Source organism: Limosilactobacillus frumenti DSM 13145 (assembly GCF_001436045.1).
In the GTDB taxonomy this organism is placed as follows: Bacteria; Bacillota; Bacilli; order Lactobacillales; family Lactobacillaceae; genus Limosilactobacillus; species Limosilactobacillus frumenti.
This window is the reverse complement of the sequence record NZ_AZER01000009.1, coordinates 1-26,393: the sequence shown is the minus strand read 5'-3', so window position 1 is coordinate 26,393 and position 26,393 is coordinate 1. Positions and strand designations below refer to the sequence as shown.

Here is a 26,393-nt window from a genome sequence, read left to right as displayed (position 1 = left end):
AAAATTAGTGTGATAACAAAGAAAGCCGCTTTTGCAGCGACTTTACAGAGATATTAGATTTTGCTTGTGGTTTTAGCTTGTTCAATAGAACCAATTCAGATTGTTTATCTGAATATGAGTAACAATCCGTGACATCTTTGTTTTGACCTAGCATATCGTCAGCGAACCCCAACTCAATCGCTTTATTGACATTCATCCAGGTTTCATCATCCATCATGGATGAAATTTTTTCTCGAGGAAGGTTTGTTTTAAGTTCATAGGCATTGATAATTGATTCTTTGGTTTCAGCTAACATTTGTGCAGCTTGATCAAGATCTTCTTTTTGTCCACCAACAATGGTTAATGGATTATGGATCATGATCATCGCGGTTGGGACCATGGAAACTTTTGTGCCTGCCATGGCGATGACTGATGCTGCCGAAGCAGCAATACCATCAATTTTGACGTTCACGTTATCGGGATAATTCATTAGCATCGTGTAAATGCGACTGGCAGCGACACAGTCACCACCGGGAGAATTTAACCAGAGATCGATCGGCCCTTTCCCTTGACTTAATTCATCTTGAAATACTTGAGGAGTGACTTCATCATCAACCCAGCTATCTTCAGCAATTGTACCGTTAATAGTTAATACACGTTGATTCTGAGGGCCACTCCAGTTCCAGAAACGTTTCATTCTTTTGGTTCCTCACTTTCTTTAGATGGTTGAGAACTATAGAAGTTACCAGCTTGGTTGAGTGGCAGCATATTGCCATTTACCAAGTATTCGTCACCGCCTTCATTAGTAGGGATGCGGTTTAGATCTTCAAGTTCTCGAATATCATTTGCAGACAGCCAACCATTTTGGCGCCCAATAGCATAGCCATTCATTCGGCTTTCGTAATCGCCACGTAGTAATCCATCAACATTGAATTTGACGAAAAACTTTCGTTGATCATCAGCGGAAAGAAGCTGTTGATTCATAGCTTGTTCCCAGCGAATGCACCAAGGGTTCAGGGTGTACTTTACAAATTCTAGTGATTGTTGCTCGATATTTGAGAATGTCGAACGATCTAGGTCACCAACCATATGCGGTGGTACACGAAAAATTCTGGCGATTTCGTCGAGTTGGAATTTTCGAGTATCAAGAAATTGCGCTTGGTCGGGTGGAATGGAAAGCTGATGAAAAGTCATTCCTTCTTCCAAAACAGCAATGCTGTGATTATTAGATCCCGAAAATTGTGATTGCCAACTTTTCCGGAGCCGTTCGGGATCTTTGACTACATTAGGATGCTCGAGAACACCACCAGGTGTGGCATCATTTTTGAAAAAGGTGGCCCCATATTGTTCGGCAGCCATGGATAATCCAATAGCATTCTTAGCCATAGCAATAGGACTGTAACCAATCAAACCATCAAATCCTAACCCTGCGATGTGAAGGACTTCATCGGACAAGAGAATTACTTGCTTCGATTTATTCTTTGCCTGGTAATCATCATAGTTGCGAGTATAGGTGTAGTAGATTTCACCGTTAGCAGCACGGTTAACGTCCATTCGATCTGGCATCAAAGGATAGAGCCCAGTGATCTTGCCTTGACCGTTTCGAATGATTTGTGCATAGGCATTACCCCACAGTAATAAATGGTTCATCATGGTTTCGCGAAAGATAAAACTGGTCATTTCTGGATTTGGCGCATCATGAAGCAAAAAATAAAGCGGGTGGTTAATTGCCCGCTTTTTCCCACCATCGCTGGTATATTGATAAATATGGAGTGGCAGTTCAGCTAATCCTTCAGCCAAGACTCGAACACAAGCATAAACTGCAGTATTCTGCATTGCGGTGCGTTCGGTCACATTTTGGCCAGCCATCGAACTGCCGAAGAAAAATGACATGGTGCTGGATAGGGTGTTTTTGGGTGAAGCTTTATTGGTATGGAACAATTTATTAAATAGACTCATGGCATCAACTCCTTTCAGTTCTTCGCAATTACAACATCAATAAACCTCGACCATCATAAACAGAATCACCATTATCCTCATTTCGGATAGCACGATCCAGTCCCATAATGGTGGCCACTACGCCATCAATTTTTTCGGTTGACTTAGCCTTATCAGGTTTGATATTCCCGGCTGGGTCAGTGCGGATGTAGATGTTGTCCATCATCCAGCGTAATACTGGGTGACCACCATGAGCGATCTTCTTTTCCAGAGTTAATCGCATTAGTTCTTTAGTTGGTGGGGTCATATCTTTAAATCCCTGACCAAATGGAACTACAGTGAATCCCATACCTTCGAGATTTTGAACCATTTCTACCGCACCCCATCGGTCAAAGGCGATTTCTTTGATGTGGTATTTTTTACCAAGATCATCAATAAATTGTTCAATAAAACCGTAGTGAACTACATTTCCTTCTGTTGTTTGCAGATAACCCTGTCGTTTCCAAATATCATATGGAACATGATCACGCCGAACTCGTAAGTCAACATTATCTTCGGGGATCCAAAAATAGGGCAGAAGGGTATAACCTTCAGAATCATCCCTTGGTGGAAACACTAGAACAAAAGCAGTGATATCGGTAGTCGACGACAGGTCGAGTCCGCCGTAACAATCTCGTCCCCGTAGTTCATTAGGATCAACTGGGAAAGCACAAGCATCCCATTTATCCATGGGCATCCAACGAACGTCCTGTTTTACCCATTGGTTCAAACGAAGCTGTCGGAAGGTATTTTCCTCTGCTGGATTTTCCTTGGCAGAGTTGTAGGCGTCTTTGACTTTCTCCATTTTGACTGTAATTCCTAAAGAAGGATTAGCTTTTTTCCAGACTTCGGGGCTCGACCAATCCTCATCCCGATCAGCACCATAAATTACTGGGTAAAAGCGGGGGTCATGCTTTCGACCTTTCATGATATCAATTGCTTTTTGATGGACTTGATAACAAATAGAATGCTCATCAGTGCCAGCGGTTGTGATTAAGAAGTAGAGGGGCTGAGTTCTGGCATCCCCCGATCCCTTCGTCATAACATCATAGAGTTTCCGGTTTGGTTGAGTATGCAGTTCATCAAATATAACTCCGGACACATTAAAACCATGTTTAGAATAAGCATCAGCAGATAGAACTTGATAAAAGCTATTAGTTGGTTCGTAGATCAACCGCTTCTGTGAAGCAAGAATTTTACAACGTTTCTTCAGGGCAGGATTCATACGTACCATATCAGCAGCAACGTCAAAAACAATTGCAGCTTGTTGCCGATCAGCTGCACAGCCATAAACCTCTGCACGTTCTTCACCATCGGCACAGCAGAGTAACAGGGCGATGGCGGCAGCCAGCTCTGATTTACCTTGTTTCTTTGGAATTTCTACGTAAGCAGTATTAAATTGACGGTAGCCATCGGGCTTTAAGATGCCAAAAATATCTCGAATAATTTTTTCCTGCCAATCGATGAGGTCGAAAGGCTTGCCTGCCCAGGTTCCCTTTGTGTGGCACAGGCATTCGATAAATGACACTGAAAAGTCAGCAGCATCTTTATCGTAGGTAGAATCCTTAGCCATAAACCTAGTTGGTGTGTAGTCTTTTAGCTTTCGCAAGAGGGCATCACATCCTTTCATTGATACTAAAAAAGCACTGAGAGTGAACTCAATGCTTGGTAGCTAATTAAATTTACCGGTTAAGATCAGGTTGATGTATCCGGCGCGGTCAGTGGTCAAATAGTCGATCAGATCGTGGCAATTATAGTAATAAGCGAGCCGCTTTACGTTTTCAACATCAAACATATTTACTTCACCGGTATTGCGAATTTGTAATACCTGTTGGCGAATACGATCACGTTTGGCTAATTCATCTTTGATTTTGTTCATGACTAAGCCTCCTGGTTCTTAAAAGCAGCCGATCCGGTTAAATTTTTGAGTAGCACTTTCCGTTGGGTCTTGTATTGGGGACCAATAAAACCCAAACGCAGTAAAAAGCAGCGGAAAGCATATTTTTCATTACTCTCATCACGTGGCGTTGACATAATTCGCTGGTGACTCTTTGCGTATTGCACTAATTTATCGATCAATTGTTGATAAGCTGGAGCGTCATCAGTGTTAACTTCGGTGAACCAATCGAAGGATACACGTTGGTCATCAATTGTGAGAGACAAGGAATTCAGTTGGCAAGCGTCTTTGATTAATTGTCCTTTTGCCCAGATTAAATGGCGTAGGTTATCTAGATCTTGGTCAGTAAGCTCATTGCGGCGATATGTTATGTTCAACTTGACCGTCTCGCTGGATGTGAATCCCTGTTGCTTAAGATATGTTACTAATTCAGCAGGAATCTCATCTGGGGATAAAAGATTGCCATCCTTGCTGACGGTGTATTTACCAATCTGGTATGCATAAGTTGGTGTGTACTGATACTCTGCCCTTTGCTGAGTGTATTCAGCAATCTGTTCGACTAGCTTTTTGCGCTGTTTACCATGAACATTAAAATTAATTTCCATCTTCTGTACCTCCTTGTTTGATTACTGTATACATCACTCTAGAAGATACAGATAGCAAGGACTTTCGAGGAATTAGGCCGGTTTTTTTAGCTTATTGTACGGAATTATGTGACCATCTCTTTCCACACTGACTTCTTGATCTGAACCCACTTGTTCGATATAGCGATTAACGATGACATCGCAGTACTTAGGATCGAGTTCCATCATGTAACAAATTCGGTTAGTCTGTTCACAGGCAATGAGGGTAGATCCAGAACCACCAAAGGGATCCAGAACCGTACAGTTAGACATTGTCGAATTCATGATTGGATAGGCAAGCAATGGAACAGGCTTCATTGTTGGGTGTTCCTTACTTTGCTTCGGACGGTCAAATTCCCAGATGGTTGATTCTTTGCGCCCGGTATACCACTCGTGCTTACCATCTTGTTTCCAACCATAAAGAACTGGTTCGTGTTGCCATTGATAGGGTGAACGTCCTAAGACAAGGGATTGTTTTTTCCAGATACAGCAACCGGATAAATAGAAATCAGCATCTCGAAATGCTCGCCGAAAGTTTAACCCTTCAGTATCAGCATGGAAAACATAGATACTGGCATCATTGGCCATTACCTTATTCATGTTTTGGAAAGCGGCTAGTAAAAATTGATAGAACTTATCATCATCCTGATGGTCGTTCTTAATCTTGCCGGCTTTGCTTTGGTAATCGACATTGTATGGTGGATCGGTAAGAACAAGGTTAACTTTATGATCACCAAGTAACTTTTGGTAACCTTCACCTTTTGTAGCATCACCACAAAATAGGGTGTGCCGTCCTAAATGCCAGAGGTCGCCAGCTTTAGAAAAAGTCGGTTTATTCAACTCGCTATCTACATCGAAATTATCGTCATGAGTATCACCTTCGGTAGCAAGCAAGTCAGATATTTCATCCTCATCAAAACCAGTTAATGAAATATCCAGGTCACTGGCTTGTAAGTCAGTCATCAACAAAGCTAACTTGTCCTTATCCCAATCACCGCTGATCTTGTTGAGAGCAATGTTCAGCGCTTTTTCTTTTTCTTCGTCTAAGTTGACAACTACACACTCGGCTTCTTTGATCCCTTCATTCTGGAGAATCTTTAACCGCTGGTGTCCGCCGACTACGCGACCAGTTTGTTGGTTCCAGATGATTGGATCAACGTAGCCGAATTCTTTCATTGAGTGTTTTAGCTTTTCGTAGTCAGGATCACCTGGCTTTAAGTCTTTTCGTGGATTGTAATCCGCGGGGATGAGGTCCGTTATTTGCTTCTTAACAAATTTCATTAGTTCATTCCTTTCCGTGAACGGAGCAAGCGTTCCATCACATCGTCCTGTGGTGTAGATCCTTGGTAAGTTGTAGCGTTGTTTTCTTTAACAACCTGAAAAATTTGAAACCATAATTGGCTGGATTGTTTCATGTAGTCGCGGCTCATTGATACGTAAGGGGAAGCAATTGCGTTCCCAGTTGTTGGGTGGCGGGCAAGAAAACCAAATTTTGAGATACATTCTTCACACTGAATCCAACGGCTTACACTTACCGCATATTGTTCAATCAGCTGAGTATTAACTAGCTTTTCACAACCACGCTCGACCAGCCATTCCCAGGTTTCTTTGAAAATATCAGCGGCGTCGAATTCTAAACCATTCTTCTGTTTGGCCTTGAGGTACTTCTTGATTGGCGGCATCACATGGCCTTCCAAATTGGTTGGTGTTGGTAGGTCAATCACCTGAGCATCTTGACCGGCTTGAATTTTGTCGTGAAGTGATTTAGGTTTACGTCCAGCACCGATTCGGGATCCACCACGATTCGTACCATCTTTAGCCAAATCTCTCCCTCCTTCCGGCAGGGGTTAATACCCTGTTTGATTTCGATTTTTTGCACACGAAGGCCCAGGCCCGCTCCCGCACGAAAATTTTTAAAGGATTCGATGGCCCCCTCCGTGGTTTAGTAATGGTATTGGCGTGGCTTTTTATGCCAGCGGTCGTCCATCTGGGCAGTGATTCTGGAGTGACATGGTTTGCAAAGCGCCATAAGATTCTTGAATTCATTAGTGCCGCCGTGTTCTAGTGGCAAGACGTGGTGGACCTCGGTTGCCTGAGTGTACCTTCCTTGGCTTAGGCACATCTCACAGAAGGGATGGTGAAGCAGGTAGCACTGCCTGATCTTCGGCCAACCACGATGATAACGTGGCCGACTGTTCTTTGGGCGTTGGTAACGATTGTAATGAGAACTAACTTGCTTGGTATGGACGTCACAATAGGTGTTGTGGGTTAGTCGTGAGCAGCCAGGATAACGGCAAGGCTTCTTGGGTGAGTAAGGCATGGGATTCCTCCTTCCTGACGGCATAAGAAAAGCCCAGCAGGATAACCCGCCAGGCTACAATGGTATAAAGTAAATGCCTTATCCCAATTTTCTACACTATCATAGTAACATAGATAAGTATCTTATTTGTTCTTCGTTTTACCTTTCTAGTGATGTGCTCCGTAGAGGAGGAGAGTGAGGTGGTCGAGTGCCTTGTTCTTTCTATTGTAGGCAGTGGTCTTAGCAATGAAGTATTTGTCCATCAACAAGGTCAGTCCTTCGTTCATTGATTGATTTGGAGTGCGGTAGCAAACGTCTAAAACAAACCGCTCGTCGTCAGATAGTTCTTGCCAGGCTGGTTCAAACCATTTGAAGTAAAGCTGGGCTTGCTGGTATCGCTCGTTCAACTTAGTAGTTTGATCGATGCCATGAATCAAACGGTGTTCAGTTGGATTATCCTTACCTGTGGCACCAGGTGCAAAATTGTAACGGGGAGAGTTAACACCAATCATTTGTTGCTTGGCTAACTTTAGGTCGTCGTGGTAAGAATCAATGATAAACTTCATGCTATCGTAATCTTTCAAGGCTGCAACGGTTGCTCGCCGTTTGTCTAAGTAGTTCCACATGATACTCATGCCATAACACTTCCTTTCAGGTTGGCTTTCACTGCGTTAATCAAAGCTAACTGGGTTTTGTCTTTGCGTTTCAGGGCCACCAGAATGTTTTCGTCAATGGTGCCTTCAGTGATGATGTGGTGGATAACTACTGGTTGACGTTGCCCTTGCCGCCAGAGCCGAGCGTTAGTTTGCTGGTAGAGTTCCAGACTCCAAGTTAATCCATACCAGATTAAGGTAGCACCACCAGCCTGCAGGTTAAGACCATGACCAGCAGAAGCGGGGTGGATCAAAGCTAAAGGAATCTTACCGGCATTCCAGTCCTGAATGTCACGGGGGGTTTTGATCTCACGAACCTTGAAACGACTTTTAATCTGGATTAGATCATGTTTGAACCAGTAAGCTACCAAGACAGGTTTACCATTAGCAGCTTCAACCAAATCTTCAAGGGCATCAAGTTTTCGCTGGTGAATTTGAACAATCTGCTGCTGGTCGTCGTAGACACAACCATTTGCCATCTGGCAAAGTTTATTCGATAGACTGGCTGCGTTGAGGGCATCGATTTGTTTACCCTGGGTTGAAACTACTAGCTGGGCATTAAGCTCATCATAGATTGCCTGCTCACTATTACTCATTTTTACCGGAACGGTGTTCATAGTTAATGGTGGCAGATTCAAGTAGTCCTTAGACTTCATAGAAATGGTGATGTCATCAATGGCACGGTAGATACTTTGCTCAGCGCCAGGCTTGGGTTTGTAGGTAAACACTTGATACATGTTTCGCTTGTCGGGGTCAAAGTAGTTCATCCGGTAAGATGAGATAAAGCGGCCAAGTCGTTGGCCCATGTCCAGCACGCGGAATTCCGCCCACAGATCCATCAAGCCATTAGACGACGGTGTACCTGTTAAGCCAACCACGCGTTTAATCAGAGGTCGTACTCGTTTGAGGGCTTTGAAGCGTTGTGAGCGGTAAGACTTAAAACTAGAGAGTTCATCGATCACCAACATGTCGTAGTCAAAGGAATTACCAGAGGATTCAATTAGCCATTTCAAGTTTTCCCGATTGATGATATAAATGTCGACATCTTGTTGTAATGCTTTAATGCGTTGTAGCCTAGAACCAGTGACGACCGAGTAGGTGAGGCCTTTTAAGTGGTCCCATTTTTTAATTTCTTCTGGCCAAGTTTGTTTTGCCACGCGCAGTGGTGCGACAACTAATACTCGTTGAACTTTACCTTGCTGAATAAGCTGCTTAATAGCAGTTAGGGTAATGACACTCTTGCCAAGTCCCATATCAAGCAAGATGGCTGCTACGGGATGGTCCAAAATAAACCGAGTTGCATATTGTTGATATTCATGCGGTTTGTATTGCATCAAGCATTCCTCCAATCTGATCAAGCTGATCGCAAACAAAGACTTGGAAACCAAGTTGTTTTAACTGGTTGAGTCTTTGCACTTGTAACGGGCGGGGATGTTTACCAGGAGCCTTCATCTCCACAAAGCCCATGTGACCATCAGGCAGGAGGACCAATCGATCAGGTACTCCGGCCATAGATGGCGAGATGAACTTTGGGCAAAGACCTCCGCGTTGGTGAGTAGCTTTGACAAAAGCAGTTTCGATTTGTTTTTCTAACATTTGTAAAATCCTTCCTAAACGTTGATATATAGGTGATTCGTCAGGGTTAATGACGGTCGTGACAGTTGTTTTACTACTCTTCTCTATACTCTTTTTTTCTATTTTTATTCCTATATACAAGTAATGTAAAAGAGTGTCACGACTGTCATTAGGGTTGGTAAACACTGATGTATCAAGCTTTTAGAGTTTTAAAGTGTGACAGTCGATGACAGTCAACTGAGGAATTCATCAGCCTCAACTTTTAATCGCAGTCCCTTGATGAAACGACCGTTTTGTTTGTGTTGATGTTGAAAGCCAGCATTTTTGAGGGCCGTGTAAAAGTCAGTTGTGCTGCGGATATATTCACCGATGCCTTGGCAATATTCGCGATACTTTTGATAAAGATCGCCTGACTTTTGTTCATAACTGGGGTTAAGTTCACAATTCTCATTAAGAAAATGTCCTAGCCAATCGTTATCAGCGTGGTAGGCTCGTACCGCTTTGGTTACGGCAACGGGGGTGGTTAATTGGTAATTTTGCTGAATGGTTCGCTGTGCGCCTTCAATGATCCACTGCAAGACTGCCGGCCCAGCTTTTTCGGTTAGGTACTGGGCGTAATTCTTAATATCATTGCGTTTAGCGATCGTAGCTTTAAAGGGGATCACAATTAACCGTCGCCAGATTCCTTCATCATTACCACCTACGTGGGGCAGGTAATTGGTGTATAACACGATGGTGTGGCTGGGCGTAAAAGAGAAAGGTTTCATGTATTTCTTTTCGGCATAGATTTCATCAGTTGAACAGAGTTGCTTGACGATGGAAGTGTTCAGTCGCTTACCTTCTTCTAGTTCAGCGGAGATGATTAGCCGCTTGCCTTTGACTTCGGCCATCTCTGGTTTGACGTTTCGCCGGACACCAGTGGTCAAGGCATCAGCTGAGAGGTGACCGGTATAAGTGCCGAGTACATTAGCGATGGTGTTCCAGAAGGTTGACTTACCATTCCTCCCGCTGCCGTAAGCAATAATCAGAGCTTCCAGGTACACCTGACCGATCGCCACCAGTCCCACAATTTCTTGGACGTAATTAATCAACGCTTGGTCACCACAGAAGAAAGTAGTGAGTGCTTCTTGCCAGAGTGAAGCTCCTTGATTACCAGGAACACAGGATGTGGATTTGGTGATTAATTCATCAGCCTGAATGTCCTGCTGACCGTGCATCCCTTTCCTTAAATTGAAAGGACCAGACGGGGTATTGAGGAGAAACGGATCAGCATCAAACTCATTAATTTCTTTGACGAGCTTTGGTCGGGAGTTAGTTAAGATTCCGCTAATACCTCGGGTGCTGCGCTCTTTGAGAATGAATGCTTCGTAAGCTTTAGCATTTTCGTAATTCTTGAACGCTGCCTGTTGTTCATCGTTAAAAGTCCGACTAGCTTTAGTTTTACCCATAGTTTGAAGCGCCTTGGCGACCCCATTGTTCTGAATTGCTTGGTAACTTTGAGTGACTCGAAGTTGGGCATCGGCTAATTGTTTATCGGTAAAACGTTGGACTTCGCCGAGAGCTAAGGGTTCCGATTCTTGCCAGACCTTACCGTCGAACCACATAAAACCTGATTGATTGGTGTAGCAGACCCGCTCTTTACAGTTGTTTACAAAGACATAAGATTCCCCAGTGTCCGAGTAGTCAGCTGGCTGTAAGTCATCATTGGGCTGATTGTATTTTTCGGGCGGAATATAATCTTTTTGATTAGCCATGCGTTGACCAAATTTGGTGGCACTATGCCAGATGTTTTTTAATTCCTGCTTGCTTAGTGGTGGATCACATTTAGCAGCTTCTTCCTGAAATGCCTGACGAGCTTCAGCAGTATTGCCAAGACGCATAATGATGCGACCGGCAAAATGCGAAAGGGTAGCATTACGTTTGCCTTCATGGATTGATCCGATGTTTTGCTGAGCAAAGTAACGTTGAACCATCGTAAATTTGTCTACGGTTTGTGATCCTTCATGCCAGATGGCTTTAGTACTAGGCACACCAAAGACAAAACGGGCCGCATCAAGCGCATTGTCATCAAAGTAGGGAAAGTATTCTTGAATTTCGTGCTTTAGTTCAGTATAGGTTTTAGCATCCGTAATCTCAGTAATCGGAAAGTAGACATGAAACTTAGGTCGGGGTGCTTTATGGTGCTTGGCTTTCATGTTGTTGCGTGACAAGGTAATGGCGTAGGAAACATCATCGAAATAGTTAGCAATGTTTGCGGGTTTGATCCAAGTAGTCGGATCGTCAGAATGATCATTATCGCAGTCCATGATTAGGCAGTCAGCTTTGATGAAGTTGGCAATGGTGCGTTGGTTATTTTTAAATTGACCACAGACATGGTCATAGTGGACAGCCTGTTCTAATTCCTGTGCATTAGTGATAGCTTGTTGATGAGGATAGATCGTATTGCTAGCCTGACCGGAATTAGCTGCCGTCGATAAAGTAAAATGCATCTTTAGTTAGCCTCCATTTCGTTATTAAAGTAGCGGATATTTTTATTTTTACGTTTGGCTAAGCGGATGAAGTAGCGCATATCATGTGTTGGCTTACCAAATGACCAGGCTTCGGCGCATTTAGTTAGTAGCACAATGTTAATAAAGGCGGCTACTTGAAATTCGCGTGAATGGTGCATGTTAATAAATTGAGGTAGGTAAAGCTGTGGACAAACGGGGATGCCACCATGTTGATAGATAAAACGGCAGTAAGAGCGCACTGTCATGGTGCTTTTAGCATCGCTCTTTACTACTTCTGTAAACGGCGCAATGACAAAGATCATTGGTCGGTAGTGTGGATTCAGTTTATCTTGGCGCAGCTTGGTAATTGCTATGGTTGCTTCTGACATAGATTCAGATCCTTTCATTAAATTAGAGAACTAAAAAAGCCCTCACCAATAAGCCAGATGAGGGCAGAAAGTAAACCATTAAAATTAATCTTTTTTGTAAAAGTCGCTAACAAAACCAGCAGCGTTGAGGATTAAGCCATTGGCCCAGTCTGGAACTTCGGTCATGAGCTGAACCATGGTGTCAAGTGACCGATTGGAAGGGGCGTCAATTACGGCTTCATCGTGAATATGCATTACCACCGTATTCTCAGTAGCTTCTAACCGCCGCATTGCTTCAGCTAGCAGGTCACGACTAGTTGCTTGGACAATGTTTTCTACCAGCTTGGCCCCATAGGTTTCAATTCGATCCCATTTTTTCACGGTGTTGATTCCCATGAAGGTAATCGATTCAGAACCAAAGCGATTGGTGCCGATCTTTGGTTTGGGGTAGCAAAGATAACGTCCCGATCGTAAACGAAGAAACATGCAACCACTGCGATAAATAAATTTCATTCCGTGGGTAGTTTGCGGGAGGTGCGTTTTAATGCATTCTTTAGCTGCTTTATCAACGTCCCACCAAAACTGCACAATGTGAGGACTAGCATTACGCCACATTTGAACCAGTGGCGGTAATTCATCATCAGTTAAGCCAAGCTTAGTGGCACCCATGGCTTTGAGGGCACCAATGGAACCGCCATAGCCCAGGGCGAGTTCGGCAATTTTACCCTTTTGACGGAGTTCACCATTGATGCCATGTTTGACGACCGGGACACCAAACATCTGACTCGCGGATGCACAATAGATATCTTCATTCTTGGCAAAGGATTCTTGTCGCCATTTTTCATTAGATAGCCAAGCAATCACCCGTGCTTCAACCGCTGAGAAGTCAGCCACGTAGAAATGATGATTTTTGCTAGGGATAAAAGCAGTGCGAATCAATTGTGATAAGACGTCTGGCACTGAATCATAAAGCATTGCAAGTGCTGGTACGTTGCCTTGCTTAACTAATTCGCGAGCTTCTTCGAGGTCTGGCATTGAATTACGGGGCAGGTTTTGTACTTGTACTAAGCGCCCAGCCCACCGGCCAGTCCGATTGGCACCATAAAATTGTAGGAGCCCATGAACACGGCCATCTTGGCACATCGCTTTTTGCATTGCCTGATACTTCTTTACGCTAGATTTTGATAATAGTTGGCGTAGTTCTAATACTTGATGAACCGTGCCAGTGGTAGTTTGTAAAAGCTGAGCTACTGTGGCTTTGGATAGAGAGTCGGCATTCACTCCCCGCTGGTTGAGCCAATCTTTTAACTGCAGTGGTGAGTTGGGATTGGCCAGGCCAGTTAGTTTCTGCGAAACTTGCAAGTATTGATCGTGGAAATTTTTCTGACATTTGATGGCGTTGTTAACCAGTTGTTGATCAATCTGAATACCGCGATCGTTAATATCCTGATCCATCCAGTAGTTTTCCCATTCATTTTGGGGAACTGGAAAGTGTTCTAGTTTCTGGGTAATTTCCATTTCAACTTCAACGTCACGTTGATTGTACTGCTTAAATTGCTGCCATTTGTCAGGCGCATGATAAGGAAAGTTGCGGGTGCGATTTTGATTAGATTTGGTTGGTTTGCAGGGAGTACAGAAGTAGCGTACGAGTTCTTTGCCAGCCGTAATTTTCTGACGAGGGAGCCCTAAAACAGTACCTACGTCGCGTAACGATAAGGGTAGACCAAGGGTAGCGGACCAGACTCGTGAGCAGTGCCAACCGACCGGCTTTAGGCGATGCCCCACAAAGCGTGACAGGCAAACTCGTTCAAATTGAGCATTAAAGGCACTCTTAATAATGGTAGGATCATCTAAGGCTTTAATAATCTCTGTTGGAATTTTTTCACCTTGAGTTAAGTCCACCACTTTGACCGGGCCAAAGTCAGTAGCATATCCAAAGAGCAAGAGTTCGAAATCCTGACTGTTTGCATAACGATAAACCCCAGTCTGATTCAGATTGGTGCTGGAATAAGTTTCGATATCAATCGAGATTTGCTTCATTAGAAATCCTTTCTACAAAAAATGGGCAGTCATTGTTGGCTACCCATCATTTGTTTTAAGCTAAGAAATCATCATCGTTATTGTCATCAATGGCTGTGAAATCATCGCTGGCACTAGCATGACCACCTAATGGTTCACCATCGCGAATTTTCTGAATGTTGCCAAGTCCGCAGGCAATTCCACGGTTACCATTGGTGTTAAAAGCATAGAAATTAATGGAAACCCGGGCGTAGCAGCCACTGTAAACTTCGTTGCGATCAAGAATGGGCTGGACATGCTTGTCCACAATCTGGGGAGCCGTAATTGAATTAGCGTTGATAAAGTAGCTATCTTGGTAGGCAGCATCATCACGTTCAACATCACCATCACGAAGTGGAAGCTTCAGATTAGCCTTGTTAGGCTTCTTGCCGCCAAACTTTCCAATGCCTTCTTGGATGGCGGTATCGATAGCTTTCTCAATTGCGGCGACCGTCTTCTGATCTGACTTGGGGATAATCAGACTGACAGAGTACTTTTCTTTGCCGCCATTAATGGACTTTGGTTCCCATACGTTGGCGTAAGAGAGACGAGTGTTGATACCAGTAACGACCTTTGTTTGTTGTGACATATTAGTTTTCCTCCTTAAATTCATCCTTTGGGTTTGATTTACCAATACCCTGTCGCCGATCAGAGTTTGGTACTAGGGTTGGCTTGCCCGCGGGTTTAACAATTTCTTGACTGAACAGCTCGGTGAATTTCTTCTTGCCGAGCTGCTTTTCTAATTTTGTAATTGGTAGTAACTTCTTTTGATAAATGTTGTGATAGCCATTAGCTTCAGCAATTTTTGCTACGGCAGCTTCATCCTTGTAATGGCGGACAGACCTACCTTCGACTATTTTGTAACCAGGCCACTGCTTACCATGGTTAATGGCTAGGTCAGCGGCATAGTCTTTAATTTCGTGAGCCCAACGATTCAAATCATCGATGTGCTCGAGAACCTCGGTTACCTCACTATCTGTTAGCAAGTTCGGTGACCGTAGTTGAAAGCGGGTGAGCTTGTGATGATAGTCAAAACGAGCTCGCAGTACAGCATTACAAGCGGAGAATTGGCACCAAGGACCATAATGGACGGTACCTTTGCCAGCAAATGCGAGTTCGGCTTTCTCTTTTAATTCGGAATTGGCCCAGTGCATTAGTTCTTTAGCATTAATGGTCCAGGTACTAATATTGGCCATCCGAGGTTGAAAGATTGTCGTTTCAACTTCATCAACGTTGTACAGACTGCCGAACATTTCTAGTGCACCGACGGCATAGAGTTTCATCTGGGGATTGTTCTGCGCTTCTACCCGGACACCCTTGCCATACTTAAAGTCGATAATATGGAGTAGGTGATCAGAAACAATTACGCAGTCGCCAGTACCAAAACCTTCAGGCACATATTTAGAAAAGTCCAGTTTCTGTTCCACACGGATGGTGGCGTCGGGTGCGTATTCTTTAGCTTTGTGATATTGTTCCAGAACATAGCTAGCGTAATCATCGGTTAGGTCTTCCATCTCATCTGATTGGTAATCAGAAGTAGGGCGTTTAAACTCATCACCGAGTAATCGATGGATCTTATATTCTCCCAGTGCGTGGGCAGCTGTTCCTTCAGCAGCTACATTAGAAGTAGTGTGGGGGAAGTATTGCTCTAGTCGTGGGAGTGGTGGAGCACTTAGCCAACGATTAGCACTGGAAGCTGATAATAATGCGTGGTGGGTTGGTGAACTCATTGTCCTAATCCCTCCGCACTGTAGTAGAGGTCCTCGTAATCCTTAGGGTCTACATCGGATAGCTTCTCGGCACCAAACTTATGGAGCAATGCTTTCACTTGGTCGGTATAACCTTCGGCACTCTTCTTGGCTAGCATCTTACGGACCGTGACTTTATCTTCAACTGGATCGCGCTTTGGCTGCTCATCGTTACGTTGCTCTCCATCTTGATTGCTTGATAGCAATTCATGAAGGGACAGAATAGCTTCTTTGGTTTGATCGATCAGGTTCTCAGCTTCTTTGAGTTTTAAATCGAGATCATTCATTGCGCTCATAGGAATCCTCCTTTACTTCGTTAATCTGTAGCTGTTGAACATCTTTGCCAGGTGCGATCACCATCAAGTGATGTGGTTTACCAAGCAGCAAACGCAGCAGTCGTTCACGGATCGTGATTTGTCGCATATTGATAACACCATCTTGGCGGGGATGCTTGGCTACTGAAATTGAAATCTTATTAGCCATATTGGTTGTCCTTTCTTATTAGACTTAGTAAGGAATATTTGCCTTACACTTACAGGCCATGCGAAACGAAAAAGTAAACGATTATTTTTGAAGAATTTTTTTGAGGCGTCGCTTGATGGTTTGCAAACGCTTAGTAATTGCCATTTTGCTGACACCTTCGTCTTTGGCAATGTCGATCTGTTTCATGCCATCCCAGAACTTATTCATGAGTAACTTTTGCTGTGCTGGTGTAAGTTGGCTGATACTTTGGTGGAGTTGATCCATTTCTTCCTTATTAATTACCTCTTGCAACGGATCAGCATTATCTTTTACTAGGGCGCCATATGGGTCATAGGCTTCGAGTGAAACATGGCGCCGAGTTTCACGGTGGTTATCGTTGTATTCAATACGATTGATTTCGATAATTTCTTTACCAGTAGCTTCCGTGACGGTGATTTCCTTGATGCCAGTTGGCTGATGCAATTTAATGTGCATACTGCCATCTTCAGCATCTGAGATCTCCATGTTGAGCTGGTGACGGTCGTCGTAGTATTTCTTCATAAAAAATTCCTCCTCTTGGATCTCCCAAGCGAAGGAATCGAAGGCATACTAAAAGCCACTAATAAGGCAATAAGAAACAGACCTAAACGATAGAATCGCTTGGGTACTGTAACTTGCCTTACTAGTGGCTTGTTACAGAATGTTATTCAGTTAGGTGCATGCTAGTAAAAGTTGTTGATCGAGCAACACATGCTGTTCAGCTAAAAAAATGTGCGTTCTTTTTGGTATAATTATTTTGTTGGATTGAATTTCCTTTAGCTGATGTCTAAAGATTATCAGGGGCAGTTAGATATCTCAGCTATTCTAGCTATTCAAAGTTACTCATAGTTATTATTAGGAGGAGTTAAAATTGGTAAATAACGAATTTAGAACCCTAATTGATTCATTAAGAATAGCTATGAGTGGGGAAGACAGTAGTTCTATTGAAGCTTCTGTGAGGGTTGTGCTAGATAAATACACTGGAAAATGGGAAAAACCGTACTCGACTCAGAATTTGAAACGGCTTTATTACCACGGGCTTAATAAGAATGCGGCCAAAAAAATTAAAGATGCGGGTATAGATGAGGACTCGCTAAAAAAATATATCGATGATTTTTCTGATGAAGATAAGGAAATCATCGCAAAAAAAATACAGGCTACTAATGATAACGATCCATTAATGAAAATTGACCAAATTTCCTATTATTGCGTTAATTGGCTAAGTAGGCTTGTTGAAGAAGCAATAAATGGGCAACAAAAAAAGCCCACTATTTCTAGTGGGTATAATGAAAAAAATGATATTAGTTTAACTATCAGAGAAGAAGGACGTATTTTTGAAAAAACATTTAATTCTATAAAAGAAATTAAGCTTCCTCTACAAAACAGTAGAATGCGTGCCTTTGCTTTATTACCAGTTAAAGGTATTTACTCTCATAAAAACTTAATTAGCCTTCTACGTAAAAATTTAGCAAGATATGTATTTTCTAGAAAGAATAGAAATGAATGTGATGACTTGGAGGAACTAACTGCTGAGGCAACAACAGAGCTGCGAGAGTTTGTTAGGAAATGTAATCCACAGATATTATTGGGAGAACTGTTAGTCTATATTTTTTTAGAGCACTGTGAAAAGGCGCCTAAGATCTTTACAAGGGCTGAATTCTTCCATAAATATGGGGCTATTGATAAAAAAAGTGTATTTCTCAGGGAAAATGATGAAGGTTGGCAACTGATAGTTGGGACACCCAATTTGAGTACAACATTAGATCAAACAATTTTGGCCACTCTAGAAGAATGCGAAAAGCTAAAAAATCAAAATGAATTTGGCGATGGGCCGTATGTGGCTGAAAAATTGCAGTCTAGTTTCCTAGAGGATAGCTATTATCCAGAACAGATTAAGAAAATTGAGTCAATAATGTTTCCGTCGTTAAGGCGAAAAAGCTTAGGGGTACAGGTAGATTCATATGGTATTTTTTTAGGTTATCAAGTTGATGACTTTGGAAATGATGAGGAAAGAGTAAAACAACTATTAATCCAAGATGCTGATAGAGCAGTAAAAATGATCAATAATTTTGTCACTAATCATGATATGCAAAGACACTCTATTTATGTGTACTTATTACCCTTTAAGAATCCAAAATACGAAAGTAGTCGGATTATTGATAAGTTAGTGGGGTGTTGATGTAGATGACCAAAAAAATAAAATTAAGGGATGCAATTGCAAGTGATTTAAAGAAAAATCAGTACTTAAAACAATTGCATCAGGAGCTATTAAGAGCCTATGGATTACAGCTCTTTGGTAAAGAATTCCAGTTTAAGAATAAGTCAATACAAGATTTGTTGGTATTTGCTGATATTATGTCGAAAACTGAAGATGTCAAATTAGAGCAATTATCTTTAGAAATAGTGATCTGCCTTAATAAGATGTACCCACAGAGCCACTCAATCAAATTCTATAAGAATCAAATTTTCGAAGAATTGGGTAATTATTCGCGGCCAGAATTGGATAATGAATATAAGCCAGGTAAATCTGTCGATTCAATAATTGATAGTGTTCAGCGAGTAAATGAAATGTCTTTGCGACATTTTCCTACAGGTAAGGGTTATTTCATTGGAGATCAGAAAGGACTATATAATTCTATTTCAAAGCAGCTAAATAGTTTCTCTGCCCCAACTTCGATGGGTAAATCATTTTTAATGAAAATGTTTATTGAAGAAAAAGTAAGTTCTGGAGAACAGCTTAATTTTGTTTATTTAGTTCCTACAAAAGCACTTATCACCGAAGTTACCAACGACTTATGTAATAAATTAGGTGATAACCTTAAGGACAACCACTATCGGATTGTCAACCATTTTGATTCTATTGGGACAGGGAGTTCATTAACTAATTTTATTTATGTACTGACCCCTGAAAGATTTGTTAACTTGCTATTAAATAATTTTTCTGGGGCTATTGATTATCTGTTTATTGATGAGGCACAGAATATATCCAAAGACGATAGTCGCAGTACAGTTTATTATCGGATTTTTGATCTATTAAGGCAGCAAGAATATGCACCGAAGATTACCTTTGCGTCACCATTGATTGAAAATCCAGAAATCTTTGAGACATTGGCATCTTTAGAAAAGGGGAATGTCTTAAAGGCTAATCTGTCACCAGTTTGTCAGATATATTTTTTGTTAAATGAAAAAGGGACGTTTGAAGTGTATGATTCAATGACGTCTGAATTTTTAAGAATAAATGATTTGAGCTCCTATTCGAACGTTTATTATTTAAAAAATTTACTCTACACTTTACCCGGTCAGAAACTTATTTATAGAAATAGCGTAAATAATGCAGTAAATGGCGCTAATTACTGGTATCAAGAATGTGATGATCCAATTGACAAAAAGCTTTTAAAATTAAGTGATTACATCTCAAAACAAGTTCATCCCGATTATTGTCTTAGTACTATAGTCAAGAAGGGAATTGCTTATCATTTTGGTAAGGTTCCTGATGAGGTTCGTAATAAGATAGAAATGGCATTTAATGATGGCAAAATTAATACACTTTTTTGTACATCTACTTTAATGGAAGGTGTTAATCTTCCAGCTGACAATATGATTATTGATAATAGAAGAATTGGTAACAGGGTTATGAGGCCATTCCAGTTTAAGAATTTAACCGGAAGAGTTGGCAGACTTAGTAGTTCTATGCTAGGTAATATTTTCATAACTGCCACGTCGGATATGGACTACAAGAAATTTAAAGAGCTTATTAGATCAAAAGATATGACTGCTGTTCTGTCTATTACTGATTTAATGGATACAGACATTTTAAAAGCAGTAGACGTTGATCTTAAAGCAGGAGATTTAACTCTACAAAATGTTAGAGAAAAGATTAAGAATCAGCATAAGTTTGATACTGTTAGAAAATTTTCGCTTATTTATTTAAATAATCTACAGAATAGTAGAGAAGGTGTCGTGACACGACATTTTAGTAATGTGATTAGTAGCGAAGATCGTGAAGCGATTAGAAAAACGTTTAAAGAAAAATATGAAGATCACACTGAAGTCGATGTTAATTTTTCTATTGATCAGTCCATGAAATTAGAAAAGTACGTAAAAAAATCGGATATTATTTATCCACATATTCTTGACGAAAACGGTGACTTAAATACTAATAGTACTTATGAATTCCTGAAGCAATTAGGTGATATTTATAATTGGTCAAAGTATGAGCCTGAATTAGCAATCTCTGAAGAAAATAACATTATTTTACAGGATTATGCAGAGTTACTTCTCAGATGGATGAATGGTGATTCTTTGCATCAATTATGTGATTTCATGATTCAATACCGAAAAAAAGAACTAAACTTTCTAGATCGCTCTCAAAAAATAAGAGATAATTATGGAAAGATCAACTGGTGTGGTAGGCGTAACAATAGTTTAGATGAATCTAACTTATCTATCTATGTTTTACTGAAAGCACTTGATACTATTCAATTTAAATTCGGTAATTATTTTTTAAAATTTAGTCATGCATTAATGAAAGAACGACAAATTGATAAGCTAGAAAATGACTGGTATCAATATGTGGAGTATGGTGCTACTGATAAAAATGTGATTTGGCTAGAACAACTTGGATATGCTCGAAACAGTGCCTTTGCAATAGCGAATAGTGAATTAAATATTATATTGACAGATGAATTGGGTAATAAAGTTCTGCTAAGAAATAGGATTGAAGAATTAAAAAGACCCGAAATAATCGATGAAACAGAGCGCATAATAAAGAATTATCCTGATTTGTTTATAAGTGAGGCAGACTAATGAAAAGGGCAGAATTCAGTTACAAAAAATTATGGAAATTGCTAATTGATAGGGATATGAAAAAGAAAGAACTTAGTGAGTTGAGTGGCGTTAGTGGCGCATCAATTGCTAAGCTGGGTAGAAATGGTAATGTGACAACTGAGGTATTGTTGAAAATATGCATAGCTTTAAACTGTGATATCAATGACATTATGGAAATAGTAAGGGATTAGGTGATGTTACATGTGTGATGAAGATTATATAGATTCCTATTTGAATGGCCTATTAACTGACGAAGTCCCAAAGAATACTAGATTAATGATAGCTAATTTGAACGATTATGGTAAACGAGCTATTGTTAATTATCATGACCCACATTCAAATTTTCATAAGTATGCGGATATAGTAATAAATGTGCGTATGCTTGGAGAAAATGCGGAAGAAAACACGCCACTATTTCACTACACAACTGTGAGTTCCTTGAAAAGCATTTTGGAGTCGGGCTATTTTAGAATAAAACAAGCTAATTTTATGAATGATCCTGATGAATTCCAATGGGCAAGTAAACTGGCCATTACATATTTGAAAAATTATGGTGCCACTAGTGAAGAATTAGGAAATTTTAAACTAATGATCAAGAATCAGCCTTTCCATGACGCCTATATCTGGTCATTTTCAAAGAACAATGATTCCGAAACACTATTTCATGTGTATGGTGGAAATGAAGGAGTAGCTCTCAAATTCGGCGAAAAAGATGTAATGAATATGTTGGTATCACATAACTCTCACGGCAAAAAAAGTTTAGACCAATTTGGCTTAGGTGATGCTTACACATTTCCGTTAAATGTATTGTATGATGAACAAAAGCAAAAAAATTATATAAAACCATTAGTTCAAGAATGGTTAGATGCATGTAGAGGATTAAAAAAAGATCCTGATGATATGAAGGAAATTCTTACTCTTTGCTCAAAGAATATTGCGCTATTTAATATGGCTTTTAAAAATCCCAAACTATGTCATGAAGAGGAATTTAGATTTATTTCATTGCGAAGAAATGATGGTACTATTTCTCCCGAATTGAGAGTAAATGGTGTTCCCTATATCAATTGTAAATTTGTTCCTGAATATGTACAATCGGTTATCCTATCACCAATATGCAATAAGAGTGAGGAAGAGGTTAGGACAATTATTAAGAAACATAGATCATGTGCTGATGTAAAGAAAAGTACGCTGCCATATTAAAAAATAGCACTTAAAATATAAGTACTATTTATTAGCGGCATTTTAACTGTTGTCTAAAATTTGGTGGAGATCATGCTTAAGCTGTTGAACTATTATTGAATTATGAATAATTTAACGAATTTTTAGTTGATTTTATGCTAATAGTAGACAATATAGTAATTGAGAAAAGGAAGTGATGTAAGTGACATTAAATATTCAGCCATTCCCATATCAGGGAAGTAAGAGAAAAACAGCTGATCAAATATTGGAAAAGATTTCGGTAAAACCTAAAAGAATTATCGAACCATTTGCTGGTTCGGCTGCCTTAACAATTGCGGCAGCATCTAAGCAATTATGTGGTAATTTTCTCATTAATGATTCTTATGAACCATTGATGAAGCTTTGGACGCTTATAGTAAATAAACCTTCAGTTGTTATAAATGGGTATACAGAATTATGGAATGCTCAAATAAAAGATCCAAAAGCATTTTATTTAGAGATTAGAAAACAATTTAATAAAGACAACGACCCGATAAAATTAATTTATTTGATGAATAGAGCTGTGAAGGGAGCTATCAGGTTCAATTCACATGGTGAATTTAATCAATCCGCAGATAATCGTAGATTGGGGAAAAAACCTGGGCGTTTAATGAAGGATATAAATACAATTAGTCTTTTATTGAAAAATAAAGCTATAATCTCATGTGCAGATTATTCTTGTGTACTTAAAAATTTGAAAAAGGGAGATTTAGTATATATGGATCCCCCTTATCTAGGGACAAGTAGTGGAAAAGATCATAGATATCATCAGAACTTGAATCTTGAACGCTTTATTCAAAATTTAGAGTTTTTAAATGAGCGTCAAATTAATTATATGGTAAGTTTTGATGGCAAAACAGGTGATAAAGCATATGGTAATGGGTTACCTGAATCATTAGGCTTGAAAAAAATTAATGTAAATGGAGGAATTTCAGCCCAAGGTACATTAAACGGGAAACATGTTTATACTACAGAATCGCTTTATATTTCTTCGGGATTACAGATATATAAAGAGGATGAATCATTATTTAATATTAGAGCAATTAATTAAGCCGAAGTATAGTTGAAAATATAATAGCGTAGATTTACAAAATAGAAGAATACTATTAATCTGATATTAGCCGTAGATTATTTCTATGGCTTTTATCTTGTTATTGCGGGGGATTTTAATGGATAGCGTAATAGATTATGTAAATAAAATTTTAAAAAGTGGTCACATAAGTCGAAGAGGAGAAAAAGTTCTACATTTTATGTTGCAAAATAAAGCTATTAGTACGCCTGATATTGAAAAAATGGGTTATGAACACGCTCCTCGTGCTATAAGAGATGTTAGAGAAGCAGGAGTTCCACTTGTTACTAAAATGGTTTCAAAAGATGGACGAAAATATGCCGTCTACACATTTGGTAATGCATCTGATATTAAGGAAAATATGTTACAAGGTAGGGTGACTTTTCCTAAATCATTTAAGCAAAAATTGCTAAAAATTCAAGGTAATAGATGTGCTATTTGTAATCAAAAATTTGCTCCTGAGTATTTACAAATTGATCATCGTGTTCCTTATGAATACAATGGTGATTCAAAAACATTAGATACGAAAGACTATATGCTATTATGTGCTGAATGTAACCGTATTAAAGATCGTGCTACGGAAATTGGCTGTGCAAAAACGTGTTTCAAAACACACAACATAGATATTATTAGATCTTGCTATTGGGCTTCACCGGAAGATTATACTCATATTTGTATGAAACCTATTCGCAGATTAAATATGACTTGGCTAGATAAAGATGATGTAGATAATTTTGATAAAATGAAAAAGAAGGCACAAGAAGCGGGCTTATCGCCCCAAAAGTATATAAAAGAACTTATTTTAAAGGATGTCCAGTAGTAGCTGTTAAATATTGCCGAATGCTCAAATGATTTATAGTGTAGTTAAAGCTAATTATACTGGATAGCACGATTATCATTAATGAAAGTAATAATTTTTGCTAGAGAAATAAGGTAAAAAAAGAAACGTAAAATTTCACTGCTCCATTTCTATATGTTAAAAGGTCGATTACTTTAGATCTAGACAGTTGGTTATCGAAAATTAACCAATAATAAGAGGCAACGTAAAGTAAATTCGCATTCAAGGGAATGAAATCTAAAATACACCTTTATAGCACAGCATAACAAATTCTATATATTGGACGTAATGGGGAAATCATTACTGAACCGATTGATGACCAGGTTACTGGATATATTTACGTTTTAAAGTCTGAAAGTGACAGTCCAGAAATTCGAAAGGTATAGGAAAATCATTCGTTATATAAGGTTGGTTATACTAGTGGTTCTGTTGAAAAGCGAATTGCCAATGCAGAAAATGAATCGACATACTTGTATGGACCAGTAAAAGTATGTAAAGAAATTCAAGTGGCAAGCCTAAATTCGGAAGCATTGGAGACAGCAATTCATCACGCCCTAGCAAACTATTGACTCGATGTGGATATTAAAGCACCAAATGGGCGAATGATTCACCCAAGGGAATGGTTTGTAACAGATTTGGACACTATTGATGATGTGGTGAATGAAATAGTGTCTAAACTTCGAATGAATCAGTGATCTAATCTATAGGACCAGTTATTGTTTTCGACTAGGCCGCTCGACTGGTCATAAAGTAACTAAAAGAATACGAGGTATAAATTATTGAATCAATTAATTGTTCTTGGTAATGGCTTTGATATTCACTGTGGTTTAAGAAGCAGATATTCAGATTTTTTCTTAGATAAATTTAATACATTGTTTTGTAAAGATAAGGATAATGTAAAGCAAATTGAAGAGTTGGAAGACAGTTTAGCTCAAGAAAGATGTAAAATTTTATCATTTATTTCGGATGTAAGAAGTCAGCTTAATTTCTCTCCAAATGATAATAATGACTGCGACTACTTTGAACATTACAAAGAAAAGTTTTTCTCGGCGGGAAACGATATTACTCGATGGGATTTATTCTTCCTTTTTGCAGATGCTTGTGTGGACAGGAGCATAAACAAATATGAATGGCAAAATGTTGAATCTCTAATCTTTGATGTTATTTCTATTGCATTAAATGCAAATAGTGCTTACAAGATGAACTATGGGGAAAATGTTCAAATAGGTTTGCGTGAAGATGAGGGTATTAAGTTCTTTTCAAAAATTGTTTATTATTTATCTTATACCGGACACAATGAGCCTGAAGAAATTGCAGTCGAACTTTTAAAAGAATTAAAAAAGTTTGAACATAGCTTTGCTGTATATATTGCAAATCAAATCGATCTGAATCAGACCAAAGATGGGTATGTTGATAATGCAATCAAGTTATACCAACGTATTTCTAAATACAATCCATCTTATGGGAACTCCACAAGTAGTGGAATTGATGTCCTGAGTTTTAATTATTCGTTGGATGACAGGTTTAAGGACATCTTGGATAAAGAAATAGATGATAATAGGTTAAATACTTGGTCTAATATTCATGGAATTGCTCATCATGAAGAAACACCGTATTACCCGGCTCCTATTTTTGGCATTGATAGTCATGATATTCTTTCACAAAATGGTCAATCCGACTTTAGAATTTCTTTTACTAAAGCTTATAGAGTTATTGAGAATGAGATAAATGAGATGAGGAGTTCATCAGGGTATACCGGAAAAGACTTGATTACAATTTATGGCCACTCATTAGGAACAGCAGATTATTCATATTTTGAAGCCATTTTTGACGAGAATGATCTTTATTATTCCAATTGTAAGATAGAATACTATTATTATCCTGGTAAAAATGATCAGGAAAAATTAATTACGCGGCAGCAAGCCATAACTCGTCTGTATAACTTACTTACAGATTATGGTGATTCATTGAGCGAAATACATGGTTTTAATATTGTAAATAAATTAAATCTGGAAAATCGTCTTAGCGTAATCCCAAGTGAATAATTTTCTGATTTCATATTTTTCTACAAACACGTTATCTATTTGTTTGGAATATATGTGTTCCCGCAAACCGGTAATAATTTGGAACTTACTGTTCATCTTAAAATCAAGGCAATATTTAGCATTATGCAAGCGAGTTAACAAATGCAATGTTTTGGGCTAAGCAAAGGTAATGGGTTAGCATAGCGGTTAATTCAGAATGTGTAATTAGCCACAACAGCTCGTGGCATGT

Annotated in this window: 26 protein-coding genes and 1 pseudogene; 8 read left to right on the top strand and 19 right to left on the bottom strand. The window is 39.6% G+C overall.

Annotation, left to right across the window (positions count from 1 at the left end):
* Positions 1-4: 4 nt before the first annotated feature.
* The 19 genes from FD27_RS02010 to FD27_RS01925 all read right to left on the bottom strand — a co-directional run bounded on the left by FD27_RS02010 (position 5) and on the right by FD27_RS01925 (position 16,689).
* Positions 5-676 (bottom strand): head maturation protease, ClpP-related, encoded by a 672-nt coding sequence (locus tag FD27_RS02010; RefSeq protein ID WP_003652788.1) that lies wholly within the window; start codon positions 674-676, stop codon positions 5-7.
* Entirely contained in the window at positions 673-1,938 is a 1,266-nt protein-coding gene (locus FD27_RS02005; protein ID WP_057748736.1) for a phage portal protein, read from the bottom strand. The genes FD27_RS02010 and FD27_RS02005 overlap by 4 nt, the downstream gene beginning before the upstream one ends.
* A gap of 28 nt (positions 1,939-1,966) precedes the next feature.
* On the bottom strand, positions 1,967-3,586 hold the full coding sequence (locus tag FD27_RS02000; protein WP_057748733.1) for a terminase large subunit: 1,620 nt from the start codon (positions 3,584-3,586) through the stop codon (positions 1,967-1,969).
* Positions 3,587-3,628: 42 nt separating this feature from the next.
* Positions 3,629-3,835 (bottom strand): DUF5049 domain-containing protein, encoded by a 207-nt coding sequence (locus FD27_RS01995; RefSeq protein ID WP_003652780.1) that lies wholly within the window; start codon positions 3,833-3,835, stop codon positions 3,629-3,631.
* A gap of 2 nt (positions 3,836-3,837) precedes the next feature.
* Positions 3,838-4,458 (bottom strand): hypothetical protein, encoded by a 621-nt coding sequence (locus FD27_RS01990; protein ID WP_057748730.1) that lies wholly within the window; start codon positions 4,456-4,458, stop codon positions 3,838-3,840.
* 72 nt (positions 4,459-4,530) lie between these two features.
* Complete coding sequence (locus tag FD27_RS01985) at positions 4,531-5,757, bottom strand: site-specific DNA-methyltransferase (RefSeq protein WP_057748728.1); 1,227 nt, start codon at positions 5,755-5,757, stop codon at positions 4,531-4,533.
* Entirely contained in the window at positions 5,757-6,299 is a 543-nt protein-coding gene (locus FD27_RS01980) for a P27 family phage terminase small subunit (RefSeq protein ID WP_057748726.1), read from the bottom strand. Before FD27_RS01980 ends, FD27_RS01985 begins: the two co-directional genes overlap by 1 nt.
* A 119-nt stretch (positions 6,300-6,418) precedes the next feature.
* Complete coding sequence (locus FD27_RS08575) at positions 6,419-6,796, bottom strand: HNH endonuclease (protein ID WP_083482668.1); 378 nt, start codon at positions 6,794-6,796, stop codon at positions 6,419-6,421.
* Positions 6,797-6,942: 146 nt separating this feature from the next.
* The gene (locus FD27_RS01975; RefSeq protein ID WP_057748722.1) at positions 6,943-7,410 is read right to left on the bottom strand and encodes a hypothetical protein; all 468 of its coding nucleotides are present in this window, start codon (positions 7,408-7,410) and stop codon (positions 6,943-6,945) included.
* Positions 7,407-8,762: a DEAD/DEAH box helicase gene (locus FD27_RS01970; protein WP_057748719.1), complete on the bottom strand. Its 1,356-nt coding sequence runs from the start codon at positions 8,760-8,762 to the stop codon at positions 7,407-7,409. Before FD27_RS01970 ends, FD27_RS01975 begins: the two co-directional genes overlap by 4 nt.
* The gene (locus tag FD27_RS01965) at positions 8,743-9,024 is read right to left on the bottom strand and encodes a VRR-NUC domain-containing protein (RefSeq protein ID WP_057748716.1); all 282 of its coding nucleotides are present in this window, start codon (positions 9,022-9,024) and stop codon (positions 8,743-8,745) included. The genes FD27_RS01970 and FD27_RS01965 overlap by 20 nt, the downstream gene beginning before the upstream one ends.
* A 212-nt stretch (positions 9,025-9,236) precedes the next feature.
* Positions 9,237-11,492: a phage/plasmid primase, P4 family gene (locus FD27_RS01960; protein ID WP_057748713.1), complete on the bottom strand. Its 2,256-nt coding sequence runs from the start codon at positions 11,490-11,492 to the stop codon at positions 9,237-9,239.
* A 2-nt stretch (positions 11,493-11,494) separates the two neighbouring features.
* Complete coding sequence (locus FD27_RS01955) at positions 11,495-11,881, bottom strand: DUF7768 domain-containing protein (RefSeq protein ID WP_229048342.1); 387 nt, start codon at positions 11,879-11,881, stop codon at positions 11,495-11,497.
* Positions 11,882-11,965: 84 nt separating this feature from the next.
* Positions 11,966-13,900, bottom strand: a complete 1,935-nt coding sequence (locus FD27_RS01950; RefSeq protein ID WP_057748710.1) for a DNA polymerase — start codon at positions 13,898-13,900, stop codon at positions 11,966-11,968.
* Between the two features lie 55 nt (positions 13,901-13,955).
* Positions 13,956-14,507, bottom strand: a complete 552-nt coding sequence (locus FD27_RS01945) for a DUF2815 family protein (RefSeq protein ID WP_172397049.1) — start codon at positions 14,505-14,507, stop codon at positions 13,956-13,958.
* 1 nt (position 14,508) lies between these two features.
* The gene (locus FD27_RS01940; RefSeq protein WP_057748704.1) at positions 14,509-15,648 is read right to left on the bottom strand and encodes a DUF2800 domain-containing protein; all 1,140 of its coding nucleotides are present in this window, start codon (positions 15,646-15,648) and stop codon (positions 14,509-14,511) included.
* Positions 15,645-15,962 carry a hypothetical protein gene (locus FD27_RS01935; protein ID WP_057748701.1) on the bottom strand — a complete coding sequence of 106 codons (318 nt, stop codon included), beginning with the start codon at positions 15,960-15,962 and terminating at the stop codon, positions 15,645-15,647. Before FD27_RS01935 ends, FD27_RS01940 begins: the two co-directional genes overlap by 4 nt.
* Positions 15,946-16,149: a hypothetical protein gene (locus tag FD27_RS01930; protein ID WP_057748698.1), complete on the bottom strand. Its 204-nt coding sequence runs from the start codon at positions 16,147-16,149 to the stop codon at positions 15,946-15,948. Before FD27_RS01930 ends, FD27_RS01935 begins: the two co-directional genes overlap by 17 nt.
* A gap of 81 nt (positions 16,150-16,230) precedes the next feature.
* The gene (locus FD27_RS01925) at positions 16,231-16,689 is read right to left on the bottom strand and encodes an RNA polymerase sigma factor (protein WP_057748695.1); all 459 of its coding nucleotides are present in this window, start codon (positions 16,687-16,689) and stop codon (positions 16,231-16,233) included.
* Between the two features lie 349 nt (positions 16,690-17,038).
* On the opposite strand from FD27_RS01925, the gene FD27_RS01920 reads away from it, so the two are divergent.
* The 8 genes and pseudogenes from FD27_RS01920 (at position 17,039) to FD27_RS01890 (ending at position 26,164) form a co-directional block, all read left to right on the top strand.
* Complete coding sequence (locus tag FD27_RS01920) at positions 17,039-18,346, top strand: Hachiman antiphage defense system protein HamA (RefSeq protein WP_057748693.1); 1,308 nt, start codon at positions 17,039-17,041, stop codon at positions 18,344-18,346.
* A 5-nt stretch (positions 18,347-18,351) separates the two neighbouring features.
* Positions 18,352-20,973: a DEAD/DEAH box helicase gene (locus FD27_RS01915; protein WP_057748690.1), complete on the top strand. Its 2,622-nt coding sequence runs from the start codon at positions 18,352-18,354 to the stop codon at positions 20,971-20,973.
* Positions 20,973-21,185 (top strand): helix-turn-helix domain-containing protein, encoded by a 213-nt coding sequence (locus tag FD27_RS01910; RefSeq protein WP_057748687.1) that lies wholly within the window; start codon positions 20,973-20,975, stop codon positions 21,183-21,185. Before FD27_RS01915 ends, FD27_RS01910 begins: the two co-directional genes overlap by 1 nt.
* 10 nt (positions 21,186-21,195) lie before the next feature.
* On the top strand, positions 21,196-22,194 hold the full coding sequence (locus tag FD27_RS01905; protein WP_057748685.1) for a DUF2971 domain-containing protein: 999 nt from the start codon (positions 21,196-21,198) through the stop codon (positions 22,192-22,194).
* 181 nt (positions 22,195-22,375) lie between these two features.
* Positions 22,376-23,263 carry a Dam family site-specific DNA-(adenine-N6)-methyltransferase gene (locus FD27_RS01900; RefSeq protein WP_057748682.1) on the top strand — a complete coding sequence of 296 codons (888 nt, stop codon included), beginning with the start codon at positions 22,376-22,378 and terminating at the stop codon, positions 23,261-23,263.
* Between the two features lie 118 nt (positions 23,264-23,381).
* Positions 23,382-24,101 carry an HNH endonuclease gene (locus FD27_RS01895; RefSeq protein ID WP_057748679.1) on the top strand — a complete coding sequence of 240 codons (720 nt, stop codon included), beginning with the start codon at positions 23,382-23,384 and terminating at the stop codon, positions 24,099-24,101.
* A gap of 299 nt (positions 24,102-24,400) precedes the next feature.
* Positions 24,401-24,814: pseudogene (locus FD27_RS09025) on the top strand (GIY-YIG nuclease family protein); the annotation flags it as partial.
* A gap of 84 nt (positions 24,815-24,898) precedes the next feature.
* On the top strand, positions 24,899-26,164 hold the full coding sequence (locus FD27_RS01890) for an AbiH family protein (RefSeq protein WP_057748676.1): 1,266 nt from the start codon (positions 24,899-24,901) through the stop codon (positions 26,162-26,164).
* Positions 26,165-26,393: the final 229 nt, after the last annotated feature.